A 15,960-nucleotide genomic window follows, 5' to 3' on the forward strand; every position below is an offset into this window, starting at 1 on the left:
CGCAAGGCCAAGACCCTGTGCGAGAATCATTTCCATACACGAGTGACTTGTGCAAACAGGGGCGGCGCCAGCGGGCCCCCCGAGCCCTGCGGCAGGTATCCGCCGTCAGGGGGCGCACCGTGATGACCCATGCCTTGCCGCTGTCCGTTCATGCCCCCGCTGGCATGCAATGGGGGCGCAAGGCCTTACCAGAGCCCTTGTTCCGCATGTCCGAACTTTCGCCCCTGCCCGAGACCGCCCCTACTGACGATGCGGGCGACACCCCTGCTGCGCGCAAGCGGCCCAAGCCAGGCGAGCGGCGCGTGCAGATCCTGCAGGCGCTGGCGTCCATGCTGGAGCAGCCGGGCGCCGAGCGCATCACCACGGCCGCGCTGGCGGCGCGCCTGTCGGTGAGCGAGGCCGCGCTGTACCGTCACTTCGCCAGCAAGGCACAGATGTTCGAGGGCCTGATCGACTTCATCGAGCAGACCGTGTTCACCCTGGTGGCGCAGATCACCGGGCGCGACGTGCCCGACCCCGCGCAGGCCCCCGAAGTTGGCGCGCGCCAGGCGGCGCGCATCGTGGCACTGTTGCTGCAGTTTGGTGAACGCAACCCCGGCATGGTGCGCGTGATGGTGGGCGATGCGCTGGTGTTCGAGCACGAGCGTCTGCAGCAGCGCATGAACCAGTTCTTCGACCGCATCGAGTCCACGCTGCGCCAGTGCCTGCGCCCGGCCACGGCGGCCTCAGCCACCCCCACGGTCGATGCCCAGGTGGCGGCCAGCGTGCTCACGGCCTTTGCGGTGGGGCGGCTGCAGCGTTATGCGCGCTCGGGCTTCAAGCGCCTGCCGTCCGAGCACCTGGACGCCAGCCTGGCGCTGATCCTGTAGTTCGGATAGTGGCGAAATCGAGGGTTTTCCCTGGGCGATGAGCGGCGGTTCAGGCCGCCGGTGGCGCCGTCGCAACGGGCGATTTGGGTGGCCTCCCTATTTTTCCCAGGGGTTTTGGTGGGGCGCTGAATTTGCTGCAGAATAGAACGATCGTTCGTTTTTATTCGCGTACATGTCCGCTCTTCCCCAACCCAGCCAGGCCACCCGCAGCCCACGTGCCCGCAGCAGCACCGGCCGTGCATTGCAAAAAGGCCAGCAAACCAAGGCAGCCATCGTAGAGGCGGCGCTGGGTTTGGCCACGCACATCGGGCTGGAAGGCCTGTCGATTGGTGCGCTGGCCGATGTCACGGGCATGAGCAAGTCCGGGGTGTTCGCCCATTTTGGCTCCCGCGAAGAACTGCAGATTTCCGTCGTCCGCGAGTACCACACCCGCTTCGAGCAGGAGGTGTTCTACCCCGCCATGTTGGCTCCGCGTGGCCTGGCCCGACTCAGCGCCATGTTCGATAACTGGATGAAGCGCACCTCCATCGAAATCGACTCGGGCTGCATCTATATCAGCGGCGCGGTCGAGTTCGACGATCGCACCGGCCCCGTGCGCGACGCGCTGGCCAGCTCGGTGCTGACCTGGCACGCCGCCATGCGCCGCGCCATCGAACAGTGCAAGGCGCTGGGCGAACTGCGCACGGACACCGACGCCGAGCAGATGCTGTTTGAGATCCACGGCCTCATCCTCGCGCTGCACTATGAAGCGCGATTCCTGCAAACCCCCGGCTCCATGGGCCGGGCGGTGCAGGGCTTTCAGAACATCCTGGCGCGCTACAGCGCCGAGACGCCAACTGCTGCTGCAGTAGCAGCCCCTGCGGCCGCCAAGCGCCGCAAAGTTTCCAACCAAACCACCACCTCCAAGGAGTAAACCCCATGCCTACCTACACGCCGCCCCTGCGCGACATGCAATTCGTCATGCACGAAGTGCTCAAGGTCAGTGATGAATTCAAGGCGCTGCCGCCCCACGCCGAGGTGGATGTGGACACCATCAATGCCGTGCTCGAAGAAGCCGGCAAGTTCGCCGCCGAAGTCGCGTTCCCGCTCAACATCAGCGGCGACACCGAAGGCTGCGTGCTGGACAAGGCCAGCCACGAAGTGAAGACCCCCACGGGCTTCAAGGACGCCTACGCCAAGTACGTCGAAGGTGGTTGGGCAGCGTTGTCGTGCGACCCTGCCTACGGCGGCCAAGGCCTGCCCTTCGTGTTGAACCAGTGCCTGTACGAGATGATGAACTCGGCCAACCAGGCCTGGACCATGTACCCCGGCCTGTCGCACGGCGCCTATGAGGCCCTGCACGCCCACGGCACCGAAGAGCAAAAGGCCCTGTACCTGCCCAAGCTGACCAGCGGCGAGTGGACCGGCACCATGTGCCTGACCGAACCCCATTGCGGCACCGACCTGGGCCTTCTGCGCACCAAGGCCGAACCCCAGGCCGATGGCACCTACAAGATCACCGGCAACAAGATCTTCATCAGCGCCGGCGAACACGACATGGCCGCCAACATCGTCCACCTGGTGCTGGCCCGCCTGCCCGATGCGCCCAAGGGCAGCAAGGGCATCAGCCTGTTCGTCGTGCCCAAGTTCAACATCAAGGCCGATGGCTCTCTGGGCGACCGCAACCCCATCTTCTGCACGGGCCTCGAGCACAAGATGGGCATCCACGGCAACGCCACCGCGCAGATCGCCATCGACGGCGCCATCGGCACCATGGTGGGCCAGCCCAACAAGGGCCTGGCCGCGATGTTCGTGATGATGAACGCCGCCCGCCTGGGCGTGGGCAACCAGTCGCTGGGCCTGACCGAAGTGGCCTACCAGAACGCGCTGGCCTACGCCAAGGACCGCATCCAGATGCGCAGCCTGACGGGCGTGAAGGCCAAGGACAAGGAAGCCGACCCCATCATCGTGCACCCCGACGTGCGCAAGATGCTGCTCACCGCCAAGGCCTATGCCGAAGGCGGCCGCGCGCTGCAGATCTTCACCACCATGCTGCTCGACAAGTCGCACAGCCACCCCGACGAGAAGGTGCGCAAGGATTCCGACGAACTCGTGGCCCTGCTCACGCCCATCGTCAAGGCCTTCATCACCGACAACGGCCATGTCTCCACCAACGCCTGTATGCAGGTTTTTGGCGGCCACGGCTTCATCAAGGAATGGGGCATGGAGCAGTACGTGCGCGACAACCGCATCAACATGATCTATGAAGGCACCAACACCATCCAGTCGCTGGACCTGCTGGGCCGCAAGATTCTGGGCAACAACGGCGCTACGCTCAAGAAGTTTGGCAAGCTGGTGGGCGCGCTGGTGGCCGAAGAAGGCGTCAATGAAAAGATGGCCGAGTTCATCAACCCCGTGGCCTACCTGGCCGACCAGATGACCAAGTTCACCACCGAGATCGGTTTCCGCGGTATGCAGAACCCCGACGAAGTGGGCGCCGCCGCCGTGGACTACCTGCGCGTGGCAGGCCACCTGGTGTTCGGCTACCTGTTCGCCCGCATGGCCCAGGTGGCACTGCGCGAAATCGCCGCTGGCAACACCGACCCCTTCTACGGCGCCAAGCTGCAGACCGCACGCTTCTACTTCGCCAAGCTGTTCCCCGAAACGGCAACGCTGATGCGCACGGCGCGTGCCGGTAGCAAGGTGTTGATGGACACCGATCTGGCCCTGGCCTGATTCCCCGCGGCCAGTCTCTGCAGATTTTTTGCCTTTTTTGTCATGGAGCGCTTATGAAACAAGCGGTAGCAGCTATTGTTTTGGTAGCAAGTGCGGTGCCAACATGGGCGCAGATGACGCCTGAAGGCCTGTGGCGCAGCATCGACGACAAGACCGGTGAAGCCAAGGCGGAAATCCGTATCCGCGACACCGGCGGCGGTGTGCTGAACGGGGCGCTGGAAAGGCGCCTCGCCAAGGACGCCAAGCCCGACGACGTCTGCAACGAATGCACGGACGACCGCAAAGGCAAACCCATCGTGGGGCTGGAGATCATCCGTGGCGCCAAGAAGGCCGAAGGCAAGGACGCCGCCCAGCCTGTCTGGGAGGGCGGCAAGATCCTCGACCCCGAAAACGGCCGCAACTACACGCTGCGCATGACACCCATCGAGAGCGGCAAGAAGCTCGAGGTGCGCGGCTCCATCGGCCCCTTCGGGCGCACGCAGACCTGGATCCGGGTCCAGTAAGAAGCGCCCATCTTTCACAACACACCGTTCGCCCTGAGCTTGTCTAGGGGCCAGGCCCACCCTTCCCACGGCTAGGGCAAGCTCAGCCCGAACGGATTGAACCTACTCACAAACCCATGTCAAGATTCCAAGTGAAGAAAGTCGCCGTTCTCGGCGCAGGCGTGATGGGCGCGCAGATCGCTGCGCACCTGGTCAACGTCAAGGTGCCCGTGGTGCTGTTCGACCTGCCCGCCAAGGAAGGCCCGAAGAACGGCATCGTCACCCGCGCCGTCGAGGGCCTGAAAAAGCTCAAGCCCGCACCGCTGGGCGTGGCCGATGACGCCGCGCTGATCGGCCAGGCCAACTACGAAGAGCATCTGGAGCAACTGCGCGGCTGCGACCTCATCATTGAGGCGATTGCCGAGCGCATGGACTGGAAGCTCGACCTGTACAAGAAGATCGCGCCGTTCGTGGCACCGCACGCCATCGTGGCGTCCAACACCTCGGGCCTGTCGATCACCAAGCTCTCCGAAGCGCTGCCCGAGAACATCAAGCCGCGCTTTTGTGGCATCCACTTCTTCAACCCCCCGCGCTACATGACGCTGGTGGAGCTGATCAACACCCCCACCACCGCCCCCGAAGTGCTCGACCAACTCGAAGCCTTTGTCACCAGCGGCCTGGGCAAGGGCGTGGTGCGTGCGCACGACACGCCCAACTTCGTGGCCAACCGCGTGGGCATTGCGGGCATGCTGGCCACCATGAAGGAGGTCGAGAACTTTGGCCTGACGTTTGATGTGGTGGACGACCTCACGGGCAAGAAGCTCGGCCGCGCATCGAGCGGCACCTTCCGCACCGCCGACGTGGTGGGCCTCGATACCATGGCCCACGTCATCAAGACGCTGCAAGACAACCTCGACGAAAAGAGCGACCCGTTCTACACCAGCTTTGGCACGCCTGCCGTGCTGAAAAAGCTGCTGGAGCTCGGTAACCTGGGCCAAAAGGCCAAGGCCGGTTTCTACAAAAAGGTTGGCCGCGACGTGCTGCGCTTCGATCTGGAAAGCGAAGAGTACGTGCCCGGCGGCCAGAAGGCCGACGAGGTGTATGGCCGCATGCTCAAGAAGCCTGCCGCCGAGCGCCTCAAGCTCTTGCGCAATGCCGAAGGCGCGCAGGGCCAGTTCCTGTGGGCCATTCTGCGCAACAGCTTTCACTATGCCGCCGTGCACCTTGGCACCATTGCCGACAACGCCCGCGACGTGGACCAGGCCATGCGCTGGGGCTTTGGCATGAAGCAGGGCCCCTTCGAGCTGTGGCAAGAGGCGGGCTGGCTTGAAGTGGCGAAGATGATCCAGGAAGACATCGACGCGGGCAAGGCGCTGTGCAAGGCGCCGCTGCCCGAGTGGGTGTTCAAGGGCCCCGTGGCCGAAGCCGGTGGTGTGCACACCGCACAAGGTTCGTGGAGTGCGTCTGCTAACAAATTCATAGCGCGTCGCGCTCTCCCCGTCTACGCAAAGCAGTATTTTCCTGAAAAATTGCTGGGCGAAGCGCTGCCCGACTTCCAGACCGCTGGCAAGACGCTGCACGAGGACGACGCCATCCGCCTGTGGACGCTCGATGACGAGATCGTCATCGCCAGCATCAAGACCAAGATGCACGCCATCAGCCCCGACGTGGCCGAGGGCCTGGCCATGGCTGTGGACATCGCCGAGAAGGACTATCAAGGCGTGGTGATCTGGTCGGGCGACGAGCCCTTCAGCGCCGGTGCCGACCTGCAGGCCATGTTGCCCGCGTTCATGATCGCTGGCGTGAGCGCCATCGAAGGCGCCGAGGCTGAGCTGCAGAACACCATGCTGCGCATCCGTTATGCCAACGTGCCCGTGGTCTCGGCCGTGCGCGGTTTGGCGCTGGGCGGTGGCTGCGAGCTGGCCATCCACTCGGCCCGCCGCGTGGTGCACATGGAAAGCTACATCGGCCTGGTGGAAGTGGGCGTCGGCCTGGTGCCTGGCGCGGGCGGCCTCACCTACATCGCCCGCCGCGCGGCTGAGAATGCAGCCACCTCCACGGGCAAGGACATCCTGCCCTTCCTGACCGAAGGTTTCACCGCCGCCGCCATGGCCAAGGTGGGCACCAGCGCGCTGGAATCGCGCAAGCTGGGCTACCTGCTCGACAGCGACGTCATCGTGCCGCACAAGGACGAGCTGCTCTACACCGCCATCAACGAAGCCAAGGCCCTGGCCAACGGCGGCTGGCGTGCGCCGCACAAGCGCCTGTTCCCCGTGGCGGGCCGCAGCGGTGTTGCCACCATCAAGGGCTCGCTGGTCAATATGCGCGACGGCGGCTTCATCAGCCAGCACGACTTCCACATCGCCAGCTTGATCGCCGAAGTGGTTTGCGGCGGCGACGTGGACACCGGCACGCTGGTGAGCGAGGAGTACCTGATGACGCTGGAGCGCAAAGCGTTCTGCGCGCTCATCGAGCACCCCAAGACGCAAGAGCGCATCCTGGGCATGCTGTCCACCGGCAAGCCTGTGCGCAACTGATCGCCGCCATGATGACGACGGACCACGCCCCCAACAAGCTGCAGCGCTCGCTGATGCGCCTGGACGAAGCCCCCGCCTTCATGCGCGGCTTCGTGCAGAACATCATCCTGCGCCGCGCCGTGCCTTTCACCGGCACGGCGGGCGTGCGGTTTGTGTCGCTGACACCCGAGCGGGTGGAAGTGCACCTGGCCAACGAACGCCGCGTGCAGAACCACATCGGCGGCGTGCATGCCTCGGCCATGAACCTGCTGGCCGAAACGGCCACCGGCATGGTTGTGGGCATGAACGTACGCGACGACTGCCTGCCGCTGGCCAAGGAGCTCTCCATGGCGTTCAAGAAGCGCGCCACGGGCAGCCTCAAAGCCGTGGCCACGCTCAGCGCCGATCAGCGCGCGATCATGCAATCCCGCGACAAGGGCGAGGTTCAGGTCCAGGTCACTGTGACCGATGAAGCCGGCGTGGAGCCGGTCGAATGTGTTTTTACGTGGGCCTGGGTTCCCTCCAGCCGCCCCGCCAAGAATTGAAGGAGTTACCCCATGGCCAAACAAGTCCAGGAAGCCTACATCGTTGCTGCCACGCGCACGCCCATCGGGCGCTCGCACCGCGGCTACTTCCGCAACACCCGCCCCGATGACCTGCTGGCGACCACGCTGAAGGCCGCGCTGGCCGCAGCGCCGGGGCTCGACCCCGCCGCGATCGAAGACATCATCTGCGGTTGCGCCATCCCCGAAGCCCAGCAAGGCCTCAACGTGGCGCGCATCGGCGCCGTGCTGGCGGGCCTGCCCACCAGCGTGGGTGGCATCACCGTCAACCGCTTCTGCGCATCGGGCCTGTCGGCCGTGCAGATGGCCGCCGACCGCATCCGCGTGGGCGAAGCCGACGTGATGATCGCCGCTGGCGTAGAGAGCATGAGCATGGTGCCCATGATGGGCAACAGCCCCAGCCTGTCGCCCAGCATCTTTGAGCGCGATGGCGACGTGGGCATTGCCTACGGCATGGGCCTCACGGCCGAAAAGGTGGCCCAGCAGTGGAAGGTGAGCCGCGACGCGCAGGACGCGTTTGCGCTGGCCTCGCACCAGAAGGCCCTGGCCGCGCAGCAGGCGGGCTATTTTGCCGACGAGATCACGCCCATCGAAGTGACCGACCGCACGGCCAACCTGGAGACGGGTGAGTCGATCGCCAAGACGCGCACCGTCAACATGGACGAAGGCGCCCGCCCCGACACCAGCCTGGAAGGCCTGGCCAAACTCAAGACCGTGTTCGCCGCGCGCGGCAGCGTCACGGCGGGCAACAGCTCGCAGACCAGCGACGGCGCAGGCGCGCTGATCCTGGCGAGCGAGGCCGCCGTGAAGCGCTTTGGCCTTACGCCGCTGGCGCGTTTCGTGAGCTACGCCTCCAAGGGCGTGCCACCACACATCATGGGCATCGGCCCTATCGAAGCGATTCCTGCGGCACTGCGCTATGCGGGCCTGCAGCAGCAGGACATCGACTGGTTCGAGCTGAATGAAGCCTTTGCCGCGCAGTCGCTGGCCGTGATGAACACGCTGGGCATGGATCCGGCCAAGGTGAACCCGATGGGTGGTGCGATCGCGTTGGGGCATCCGCTGGGTGCGACCGGGGCGATCCGCTCGGCGACGGTGGTGCATGCGCTCAAGCGCAACAAGCTCAAGTACGGCATGGTGACGATGTGTGTAGGGATGGGCCAAGGCGCCGCCGGCATCTTCGAATCCGTTTGAGGTAGTTGGCTACCGAGCGGGCGATCTGCGTCGTTGGGCGGTGCTCGCCATCCTCACGTACCTTGAGTACGTTCCGGTGGCTGTGCTCCGTCCGCCTAGCAGCTCATCCCGCTCGCTACGCCTGGGGCGCGGGGTGTGAAGACAGGGGGAAAGTCATTTCCCTCCACCCGTTCGGGCTGAGCTTGTCGAAGCCAGGGCCCTGTGCCCGCGATAGTTTTCTTTCCAAACCGGCGCAGATCGGTTTCGAGTCAAGGAGACAGACATGATCAAGCAAACCTTGCAGGTCAACGGCGCCGTGTCGCTGGCGCTGCGGGTCTATGAACCCGAGGGCGCTATGGCCCGCGCCAGCGTTGTCATCGGCGGCGCGATGGGGGTGCGGCAGTCGTTTTATGAGGCCTTTGCGCTGTGGATGGCGCAGCAAGGGTTTCGGGTCACTACCTTTGACTACCGGGGGCATGGCGATTCGCTGCAGGGCGCCATGCGTGATGTGAAGGCGGACTTGTTTGATTGGGCGCAGGACTACGAGGCCGTGATCTCTGCCGCCAAGGCCGCGCTGCCGTCGCAGCCTTTGTTTTTGCTTGGGCACAGCCTGGGGGCGCAGTTGCCGGGGTTGCTCAAGAAGCCCGAGCAGGTCGACGGCCTGCTGAGCGTGGCCGCTGGCAGCGGCTACTGGCGCGACAACGCGCCGCAGCTCAAGCGCATCGTTCCGTATTTCTGGTGGGTGCTGGTGCCGCTGGCCACGCGGCTGTGTGGCTACTTTCCGGGGCGCACGCTCAAGAAGGTGGGCGATCTGCCTGCGGGCGTGATTTTGCAATGGCGCCGCTGGTGCCTGGACCCCGCCTACAGCGTGGGTGCGGAAGGCCCGGCGGTGGCGCAAAGTTATGGCGCGGTGCGCTTTCCCGTGCTGGCGCTGTCGATGGCCGACGACGAGCTGATGACACTGCGCGGCACGCACAACCTCGTGAACCTGTATGCCAACACCGAGCGCCGGGTGGAGAGCATTACCCCGGCAGAGCTGCAGGTGCGGCGCATCGGGCACTTTGGGTTTTTTCGCGACCAGTTTCGCCAGAGCCTGTGGCCGCGCGCGGCGGCTGCGCTGGCGGCCCTGGGGGGCGCGACCGTAGTCACCGGTACGACGGCCTGAGTTTTCAATTGGCGGCACACTCGCAGCATGACTTCAGCATCCCAGTTTTCTTCTTCTGCTCACCCCCTGGACGAAGCGCTCGTGCTGCAAAGCACATCCACCGTTGGCCAGTACGAAGGTGCCACCCATCCCGGCTACTGGAACATGGTCGGCCCGTTTGGCGGCATCACCGCAGCCACGCTGTTGCAGGCCGTCATGCAGCACCCCGACCGCCTGGGCGAGCCGCTGTCGCTCACGGTGAACTACGCCGGTGCGCTGGCGGCCGGCCCATTCACCGTGCAGGCCGTGCCCGTGCGCACCAACCGCTCCACCCAGCACTGGACGCTGTCCATCCTGCAGGCCGATGCCGAGGGCGTACCCGTGGTCACCACCACCGCCACGGCCGTCACCGCCGTGCGCCGCGAGACCTGGAGCGTGGGCGATGTGCCCATGCCGGTGGTGCCCCCACCTTCGGAGCACAAGGCCCTCGTCGTTCCCGGCGGCGCTGTGGAATGGCTTAACCGCTACGAGATGCGCCCCATCGCCGGTTTTATCCCACGCACCTGGGACGGCAGCGGCGACCACAGCCTGACCCAGCTGTGGATGCGCGATGTGCCCGAGCGCCCGCTGGATTTTTGCGCCCTGACGGCCCTCGCTGATGTGTTCTTCCCCCGCGTGTGGCTGCGCCGTGCGCGCCAGGTGCCTGCGGGCACGGTGTCGATCACCGTGTACTTCCACGCAAGCGCGGCCCAGTTGCAAGAGACCGGCACGGGCTACCTGCTGGGCCAGGCGCGCGGCCAGGAGTTTCGCAACGGTTTCTTCGACCAGACCGCGCAGCTCTGGAACGAGGCGGGCACCATGCTGGCCACCAGCCACCAGATCGTTTACTACAAGGAGTAGGGCAGGGGCCTGTCGCCTTCCTTCCTTTCCCTCTCCACGCACATACATCACCAAGAACCAGACCCCGGAACCCATCACCATGACCGAAACCACCCAAGACATCCTCGTCCACACCGAAGCCGGTATCGCCACCATCACCTTCAACCGTGTGGACAAAAAGAACTCCATCACCAGCGCCATGTACGCCGCCATGGCCGACGCGCTGGAGGCTGCGAAGGCCGACGCCAGCGTGCGCGTGGTGGTGTTCCAGGGCGATGTGGCCATCTTCAGCGCGGGTAACGACATTGGCGACTTCTTGCAGCAGCCACCGGCCACGCAGGACTCGCCGGTGTTCCGCTTCCTGCGCGGCATCGCCACGTTTCCCAAGCCCGTGATCGCCTCCGTGTGTGGCCCGGCCGTGGGCATCGGCACCACGATGCTGTTCCATTGCGACCTGGTCTATGCGGGCGACAACGCGGCGTTCTCCATGCCCTTCGTCAACCTGGGCCTGTGCCCCGAAGCCGCATCCAGCCTGCTGGTGCCGCAGATGCTGGGCTACCACCGCGCCGCCGAGGCACTGCTGCTGGGCGATCCTTTCATGGCCGAGGCTGCCCTGGAAGTGGGCCTGGTCAACCGCGTGGTGCCGCCCACCGAGTGCAATGGCGTGGCGCAGGCGCAGGCCAAAAAGCTGGCGGCCAAGCCTTTGTCGGCGCTGATCGAGACCAAGCGCTTGATGAAAGGCGGGCAGACGGCGAAGGTGCTGGAAGTGATGGCGGAGGAAGGCGTGAGCTTCGGGCGCATGCTGCGCGAGCCCGCAGCGCGGGAGGCGTTCTCGGCGTTTATGGAAAAGCGCAAGCCAGATTTCAGCAAGAGCTGAGATCTGGCCACCGCGCTAGCGGTGAGGGCTGCGAAGCAGCCCCGTGGTTTCGCTAAAAGCACGAGCCAGATTTCAAGGCGGGGAACTCCTGCCTTCTTTTTTGAATATGCTATAAAAATAATAGCTGATAGCGCTTTGTGAATAAGCGCTAGAAGTCAAAAAGCATCAAAAACTCAGGCGCCTGAATCGTTCTCCGGTTTCAGTATTTATTTTTGCCAAGCACTTGCTTGCTAAAAATAAATAGTTTTGCTATCGTGCCTGCATGGACTCACTCGTGCCGCGCACCAGCGCCATCGCCCCCTCGCAAAAGAAGCCCTCGGCCCGCACCCGCAGCAAGGCCGTGGTACCCCCTGGCGCCAACCCCGTATCCACAGCAGAGCCCTCTGTTGAAGAAGCAACCCGCCGCCCCCGTGGCCGTCCGCGCAAGACCGCTGAAGAGCTGGACGACGGCAACCGCCGCCGCGAGCTCATGGACACCGCTGCCAGGCTCTTTCTCACCCAAGGTTTTGCAGCCACCAGCACGCGCGACATAGCCGCTGCCGTGGGCATGCACAGCGGCTCGCCCTTCTACCACTTCGAGAGCAAAAGCGCGCTACTTTTTGCCGTGATGAACGAAGGCATGACCACTGCGGCGCAGAGTCAGCAGCAGGCGCTGGATGCGCTGGCCGCCAGCAACCCTAAAGCCACTGCGCGCGAGCGCCTGCGGGTGCTCATCCGCCACCACTTCGAGGTGCTGCTCGGCCCCCGCAGCGGGTTCATCCCGGTGATGCTGTACGAGTGGCGCTCGCTCACGCTCGCACAGCGCAAGAGCATCGCCCGCGTGAAGGATGCCTACGAGATCGCGTGGATGCCCACGCTCGAAGCGCTTGCCCGCAAGAAGGTGCTGCAGGCCGACCCCGGCGTGGCGCGGCTGTTCATCTTCGGCGCGCTCAATTGGGCGGTGCAGTGGTTCACACCCAAAAAAGGCAAGTCGCTTGACGAGCTGACCGAAGAGGCCCTGGCACTTTTCATCCACGAGGTCTGAACGATGGCGACGAGCTCCTCCATGTACCAATCGGTTTTTGCTCCGGGGCTGTTCGATGGCCAGGTGGTCATCGTCACGGGTGGTGGTTCGGGCATCGGCCGCTGCGTGGCGCATGAACTGGCGCGTCTGGCCGCGCACGTGGTGCTGGTGGGCCGCAAGCCCGAAAAGTTGTTGGCTGTCGAGGCCGAGATCCAGGCAGACGGTGGCCGCGCCTCCTGTTTTGCTTGCGACATCCGCTCCGAGGACGGCGTGGTGCTTCTGGTGCAGCAGGTGCTGGCCGCGCAGGGGCGTATTGATGGACTGGTGAACAACGCGGGCGGCCAGTTCATGGCCCCGCTCGAATCCATCTCAGCCAAGGGCTGGGAGGCGGTGCTGCACACCAACCTGACCGGCGGCTTCCTCATGGCGCGCGAGTGCTACCGGCAGTGGATGGCGTCGAATGGCGGCGCCATCGTCAATATCGTTGCCGACATGTGGGGCTCGATGCCCGGCATGGGCCACAGTGGTGCCTCGCGTGCGGGCATGGTCAGTTTCACCGAAACCGCTGCACTCGAATGGGCCTGCAATGGCGTGCGCGTGAACGCCGTGGCGCCGGGCTACATCGCATCCAGCGGAATGGACAACTACCCGCCCGCTGCCGCCCACATGCTGCGTGCTATGCCGCAGACGGTGCCGCTGGGCCGCTTCGGCAACGAGGCCGAGGTGTCGGCCGCCATCACCTTCTTGCTCAGCCCGGCGGCCAGCTTCGTGAGCGGCACCACCCTGCGCGTGGATGGCGCGCGGCCCCAGGTGCGCATGGGCTGGCCGTTGCGCATGCCCGATGCGGCCACCCGGCAGCGCGCCGCTGTGCGGCCGTTTGCGGGCTTTCACCGCGCGCAGGTGCCGCGTGTTTTTGCCGAAACAGAGAACGATGATCCGAAGGAGCCCTCTGCATGACCGCTGCCGCAGCCTTTGCCTCGCGCTTTCACAGCGGCGCGCCCGGTGCACAAAAGCGCCGCGCCGCGCTGGCCGCGCGCCTGGATGCCCTGCGTGCGCTGGAGGAGCGTGCCGCCGCCGCCTCGGCCCGCTCGTTGCCCCAGTTTGAAAAGCGCGGCCAGTTGCTGCCGCGCCAGCGCGTGGCGCTGCTGCTGGATGCGGGTGCGCCCTGGCTGCCGCTGGCCACGCTGGCGGGTTATTTGCAGGATGTGAAGGACCCGGCAAAGTCCGTGCCTGGCGGCGGCATGATCGCTGGCATCGGTTTTGTTCGTGGTGTGCGCTGCATGGTTGTGGCCAGCGACTCCGGCATCGAGGCGGGTGCCATCCAACCCATTGGCCTCGAAAAAATATTGCGTGTTCAAGAGATCGCGCTGCGCGAGCGCTTGCCCTTTGTACACCTGGTGGAGAGCGCGGGCGCCAATCTCACGCGCTACCGGGTCGAGGGCTTTGTGCACGGCGGCAGCCTGTTTCGCAACCTGGCGCTGCTGTCGGCGGCGGGCATTCCAGTCATCACCGTGCAGCACGGATCGGGCACGGCGGGCGGTGCCTACATGCCGGGCCTGTCGGACGTGGTCATCATGGTGCAGGGCCGCTCGCGCGCCTTTCTGGCAGGGCCGCCGCTGCTCAAGGCCGCCACGGGCGAAGTGGCTACGGAAGAAGAGCTGGGCGGCGCCGACATGCACACCGCCGTTTCGGGCCTGGGTGAATACCTGGCGCTGGACGACCGCGAGGCTATCGGCATCGCACGCGACGTGATCGCACAGACCGGCTGGGCCGTAGCGCAACGCGCAGCCGAGGTGCCACCCACGTTGCCTGCCGACGATCTACTGGCCCTGATGCCCGACGACCTGCGCCAGCCGGTGGACATGCGCGAGGTCATCGCGCGGCTGGTGGATGGATCGGAACTGCTCGAATTCAAGGCCCGCTACGGCGTGGCAACGCTGTGCGCACAGGGCCGTATTGGCGGCCATGCCGTGGGCTTCATCAGCAACAACGGGCCCATCGACGTGGCGGGCGCGAACAAGGCCACGCACTTCATTCAGTGGATGTGCCAGTTGGGCCACCCCATCATCTACCTGCAGAACACCACGGGGTTCATGGTGGGCAAAGACAGCGAGCAGGGCGGCATGATCAAGCACGGCAGCAAGATGATCCAGGCCGTGACCAACGCCACCGTGCCGCAGATCACCATCCAGTGCGGCGCCAGCTTTGGCGCGGGCAACTACGGCATGTGCGGGCGGGGTTATGCGCCGCGCTTCTTGTTCAGTTGGCCGGGCGCAAAGACGGCCGTGATGGGTGGCGAGCAGGCCGCGCGCACCATGCAGATCGTGACCGAGGCCGCGCTGGCGCGCAAAGGCATCACGCCCGACCCGGCCGAATCGCAGGCGCAGTTCGACAAGATCGTCGCCATGTTCGAGGCCCAGGCGGATGCGTTCTACACCAGCGGCCTGTTGCTGGACGACGGCGTCATCGATCCACGCGACACACGCGCAGTGCTGGCCTTTTGTCTGGATACCTGCGTCGAGGCACAGGCCCGCGCACTGCGGCCCCTGAGTTTTGGCGTGGCCCGGATGTAAGAGAAGAGAGCGCAAGCACCATGGCCGAGCCGCTCAAATACCTGCTGAACGACACTGTGCCGCCACGCATCGCGGCGATGGTGCAGCGCGCGTGGCGCAAGTTTGACAGTGCTGCATTTCTGCGGCAGATAAAGCCGGGCTACGAATCGCTGGAATTGATGGCGCGTGGCCAGCGCATTGCGCAGGCCCTGCAGGCACACCTGCCCCAGGACGTGCCCCGCGCGCTGGCGGTGCTGGTCGATGCCATGGACCCACCCATGGGCCTCAACGCAGCAGGTGAGCCCGATGCGGGCGACCGCCCCTACAGCGCGTTTTTATACCTGCCGCACAGCCTGTACATCGGCACACAAGGCCTGGCGCATTTCGACGCGGCCATGGCGGCGCAGCATGCGCTGACCCAGCGCTTCACCGCCGAGTTCTGCATACGTCCCTACCTGCTGCACCACCAGGAGGCCACGCTCGCGCAATTGCGCGGCTGGGCCCAGGACGACAACGCGCATGTGCGCCGCCTGGTGAGCGAAGGCACGCGGCCCCGCCTGCCCTGGGCGCCGCGCCTGCCCGCGTTTCAGAAAAACCCGCAGTTGGCCCTGCCGCTGCTCGATGCGCTCAAGGACGACCCATCGTCCTATGTGCGCCGCTCGGTGGCCAACCACCTGGGCGACATCGCCAAGGACCACCCGGAGCTGGCGGTGGGCACTGCGCGCACCTGGCTGCAGGGCGCACCCGCACCACGCGAAGCCCTGGTGCGCCACGGCCTGCGTTTTCTCATCAAACGCGGCGACCCCGGAGCGCTCGGCGCCCTGGGCGTGGGCCATGCCGTGGCGCTGGATGTGTGTGCCGCGCGGGTGGTGCCCGCCCGCGCCCGCATTGGCGACAAGGTGCGCATCGAGGCCGAGCTGCACAACCCCACACCACAGCCCCAGCGCGTGCTGGCCGACCTCAAGGTGCATTACGTCAAGGCCCACGGCGGCGCGGCGCCCAAGGTGTTCAAGCTGCAAACGCTGGACATCCCGCCCGGTGCCACGGTAGCCGTGGGCAAAATGCTTTCGCTCCAGCAGATGACTACACGCACCCACTACCCCGGCGTGCACCAGGTGGAGCTGGTGCTCAACGGGCGCCCGCAACCGCTGGGGCAGTTTCAGCTGTCGTGATCAAGGTCCACACAA

Annotated in this window: 14 protein-coding genes; all 14 read left to right on the forward strand. The window is 65.4% G+C overall.

All coding sequences use genetic code 11. The annotated features are described in order from the left end of the window. Positions 1 to 206: 206 nt before the first annotated feature. The 14 genes from slmA to Q0105_RS19580 all read left to right on the forward strand — a co-directional run bounded on the left by slmA (position 207) and on the right by Q0105_RS19580 (position 15,945). Positions 207 to 869 carry a nucleoid occlusion factor SlmA gene (slmA, locus tag Q0105_RS19515; RefSeq protein WP_298214454.1) on the forward strand — a complete coding sequence of 221 codons (663 nt, stop codon included), beginning with the start codon at positions 207 to 209 and terminating at the stop codon, positions 867 to 869. 172 nt (positions 870 to 1,041) lie between these two features. After that, positions 1,042 to 1,782: a TetR/AcrR family transcriptional regulator gene (locus Q0105_RS19520; protein ID WP_298214185.1), complete on the forward strand. Its 741-nt coding sequence runs from the start codon at positions 1,042 to 1,044 to the stop codon at positions 1,780 to 1,782. 5 nt (positions 1,783 to 1,787) lie between these two features. Continuing rightward, the gene (locus Q0105_RS19525; protein WP_298214187.1) at positions 1,788 to 3,584 is read left to right on the forward strand and encodes an acyl-CoA dehydrogenase C-terminal domain-containing protein; all 1,797 of its coding nucleotides are present in this window, start codon (positions 1,788 to 1,790) and stop codon (positions 3,582 to 3,584) included. Between the two features lie 53 nt (positions 3,585 to 3,637). After that, positions 3,638 to 4,087, forward strand: a complete 450-nt coding sequence (locus Q0105_RS19530; RefSeq protein ID WP_298214189.1) for a DUF2147 domain-containing protein — start codon at positions 3,638 to 3,640, stop codon at positions 4,085 to 4,087. Between the two features lie 116 nt (positions 4,088 to 4,203). Beyond that, positions 4,204 to 6,603, forward strand: a complete 2,400-nt coding sequence (locus Q0105_RS19535; protein ID WP_298214191.1) for a 3-hydroxyacyl-CoA dehydrogenase/enoyl-CoA hydratase family protein — start codon at positions 4,204 to 4,206, stop codon at positions 6,601 to 6,603. A gap of 11 nt (positions 6,604 to 6,614) precedes the next feature. Then, the gene (locus Q0105_RS19540) at positions 6,615 to 7,127 is read left to right on the forward strand and encodes a DUF4442 domain-containing protein (protein WP_298214456.1); all 513 of its coding nucleotides are present in this window, start codon (positions 6,615 to 6,617) and stop codon (positions 7,125 to 7,127) included. Positions 7,128 to 7,139: 12 nt separating this feature from the next. Beyond that, positions 7,140 to 8,339 carry an acetyl-CoA C-acyltransferase gene (locus Q0105_RS19545; RefSeq protein WP_298214193.1) on the forward strand — a complete coding sequence of 400 codons (1,200 nt, stop codon included), beginning with the start codon at positions 7,140 to 7,142 and terminating at the stop codon, positions 8,337 to 8,339. 262 nt (positions 8,340 to 8,601) lie between these two features. Then, positions 8,602 to 9,483 (forward strand): alpha/beta fold hydrolase, encoded by an 882-nt coding sequence (locus Q0105_RS19550; protein ID WP_298214195.1) that lies wholly within the window; start codon positions 8,602 to 8,604, stop codon positions 9,481 to 9,483. A 27-nt stretch (positions 9,484 to 9,510) separates the two neighbouring features. After that, a complete protein-coding gene (locus Q0105_RS19555) occupies positions 9,511 to 10,362 on the forward strand; it encodes a thioesterase family protein (protein WP_298214197.1) in 852 nt (283 codons plus the stop codon). Between the two features lie 79 nt (positions 10,363 to 10,441). Further along, positions 10,442 to 11,218 carry an enoyl-CoA hydratase gene (locus Q0105_RS19560; protein ID WP_298214200.1) on the forward strand — a complete coding sequence of 259 codons (777 nt, stop codon included), beginning with the start codon at positions 10,442 to 10,444 and terminating at the stop codon, positions 11,216 to 11,218. Between the two features lie 262 nt (positions 11,219 to 11,480). Continuing rightward, positions 11,481 to 12,242 carry a TetR/AcrR family transcriptional regulator gene (locus Q0105_RS19565; protein ID WP_298214202.1) on the forward strand — a complete coding sequence of 254 codons (762 nt, stop codon included), beginning with the start codon at positions 11,481 to 11,483 and terminating at the stop codon, positions 12,240 to 12,242. Between the two features lie 3 nt (positions 12,243 to 12,245). Continuing rightward, entirely contained in the window at positions 12,246 to 13,178 is a 933-nt protein-coding gene (locus tag Q0105_RS19570; protein ID WP_298214204.1) for an SDR family oxidoreductase, read from the forward strand. Beyond that, positions 13,175 to 14,794, forward strand: a complete 1,620-nt coding sequence (locus tag Q0105_RS19575) for a carboxyl transferase domain-containing protein (protein ID WP_298214206.1) — start codon at positions 13,175 to 13,177, stop codon at positions 14,792 to 14,794. The genes Q0105_RS19570 and Q0105_RS19575 overlap by 4 nt, the downstream gene beginning before the upstream one ends. 20 nt (positions 14,795 to 14,814) lie before the next feature. Continuing rightward, the gene (locus tag Q0105_RS19580; protein ID WP_298214208.1) at positions 14,815 to 15,945 is read left to right on the forward strand and encodes a DNA alkylation repair protein; all 1,131 of its coding nucleotides are present in this window, start codon (positions 14,815 to 14,817) and stop codon (positions 15,943 to 15,945) included. Positions 15,946 to 15,960 lie beyond the last annotated feature (15 nt).

The sequence above is a fragment of the Acidovorax sp. genome (genome assembly GCF_027492855.1).
Classification (GTDB): domain Bacteria; phylum Pseudomonadota; class Gammaproteobacteria; order Burkholderiales; family Burkholderiaceae_C; genus Acidovorax.

Coding starts and splice junctions, on each gene's coding strand:
- slmA (WP_298214454.1), top strand. CDS start 207: ATGTCCGAACTTTCGCCCCTGCCCGAGACCGCCCCTACTGACGATGCG.
- Q0105_RS19530 (WP_298214189.1), top strand. CDS start 3,638: ATGAAACAAGCGGTAGCAGCTATTGTTTTGGTAGCAAGTGCGGTGCCA.
- Q0105_RS19535 (WP_298214191.1), top strand. CDS start 4,204: ATGTCAAGATTCCAAGTGAAGAAAGTCGCCGTTCTCGGCGCAGGCGTG.
- Q0105_RS19550 (WP_298214195.1), top strand. CDS start 8,602: ATGATCAAGCAAACCTTGCAGGTCAACGGCGCCGTGTCGCTGGCGCTG.
- Q0105_RS19565 (WP_298214202.1), top strand. CDS start 11,481: ATGGACTCACTCGTGCCGCGCACCAGCGCCATCGCCCCCTCGCAAAAG.
- Q0105_RS19555 (WP_298214197.1), top strand. CDS start 9,511: ATGACTTCAGCATCCCAGTTTTCTTCTTCTGCTCACCCCCTGGACGAA.
- Q0105_RS19580 (WP_298214208.1), top strand. CDS start 14,815: ATGGCCGAGCCGCTCAAATACCTGCTGAACGACACTGTGCCGCCACGC.
- Q0105_RS19575 (WP_298214206.1), top strand. CDS start 13,175: ATGACCGCTGCCGCAGCCTTTGCCTCGCGCTTTCACAGCGGCGCGCCC.
- Q0105_RS19545 (WP_298214193.1), top strand. CDS start 7,140: ATGGCCAAACAAGTCCAGGAAGCCTACATCGTTGCTGCCACGCGCACG.
- Q0105_RS19525 (WP_298214187.1), top strand. CDS start 1,788: ATGCCTACCTACACGCCGCCCCTGCGCGACATGCAATTCGTCATGCAC.
- Q0105_RS19560 (WP_298214200.1), top strand. CDS start 10,442: ATGACCGAAACCACCCAAGACATCCTCGTCCACACCGAAGCCGGTATC.
- Q0105_RS19540 (WP_298214456.1), top strand. CDS start 6,615: ATGACGACGGACCACGCCCCCAACAAGCTGCAGCGCTCGCTGATGCGC.
- Q0105_RS19520 (WP_298214185.1), top strand. CDS start 1,042: ATGTCCGCTCTTCCCCAACCCAGCCAGGCCACCCGCAGCCCACGTGCC.
- Q0105_RS19570 (WP_298214204.1), top strand. CDS start 12,246: ATGGCGACGAGCTCCTCCATGTACCAATCGGTTTTTGCTCCGGGGCTG.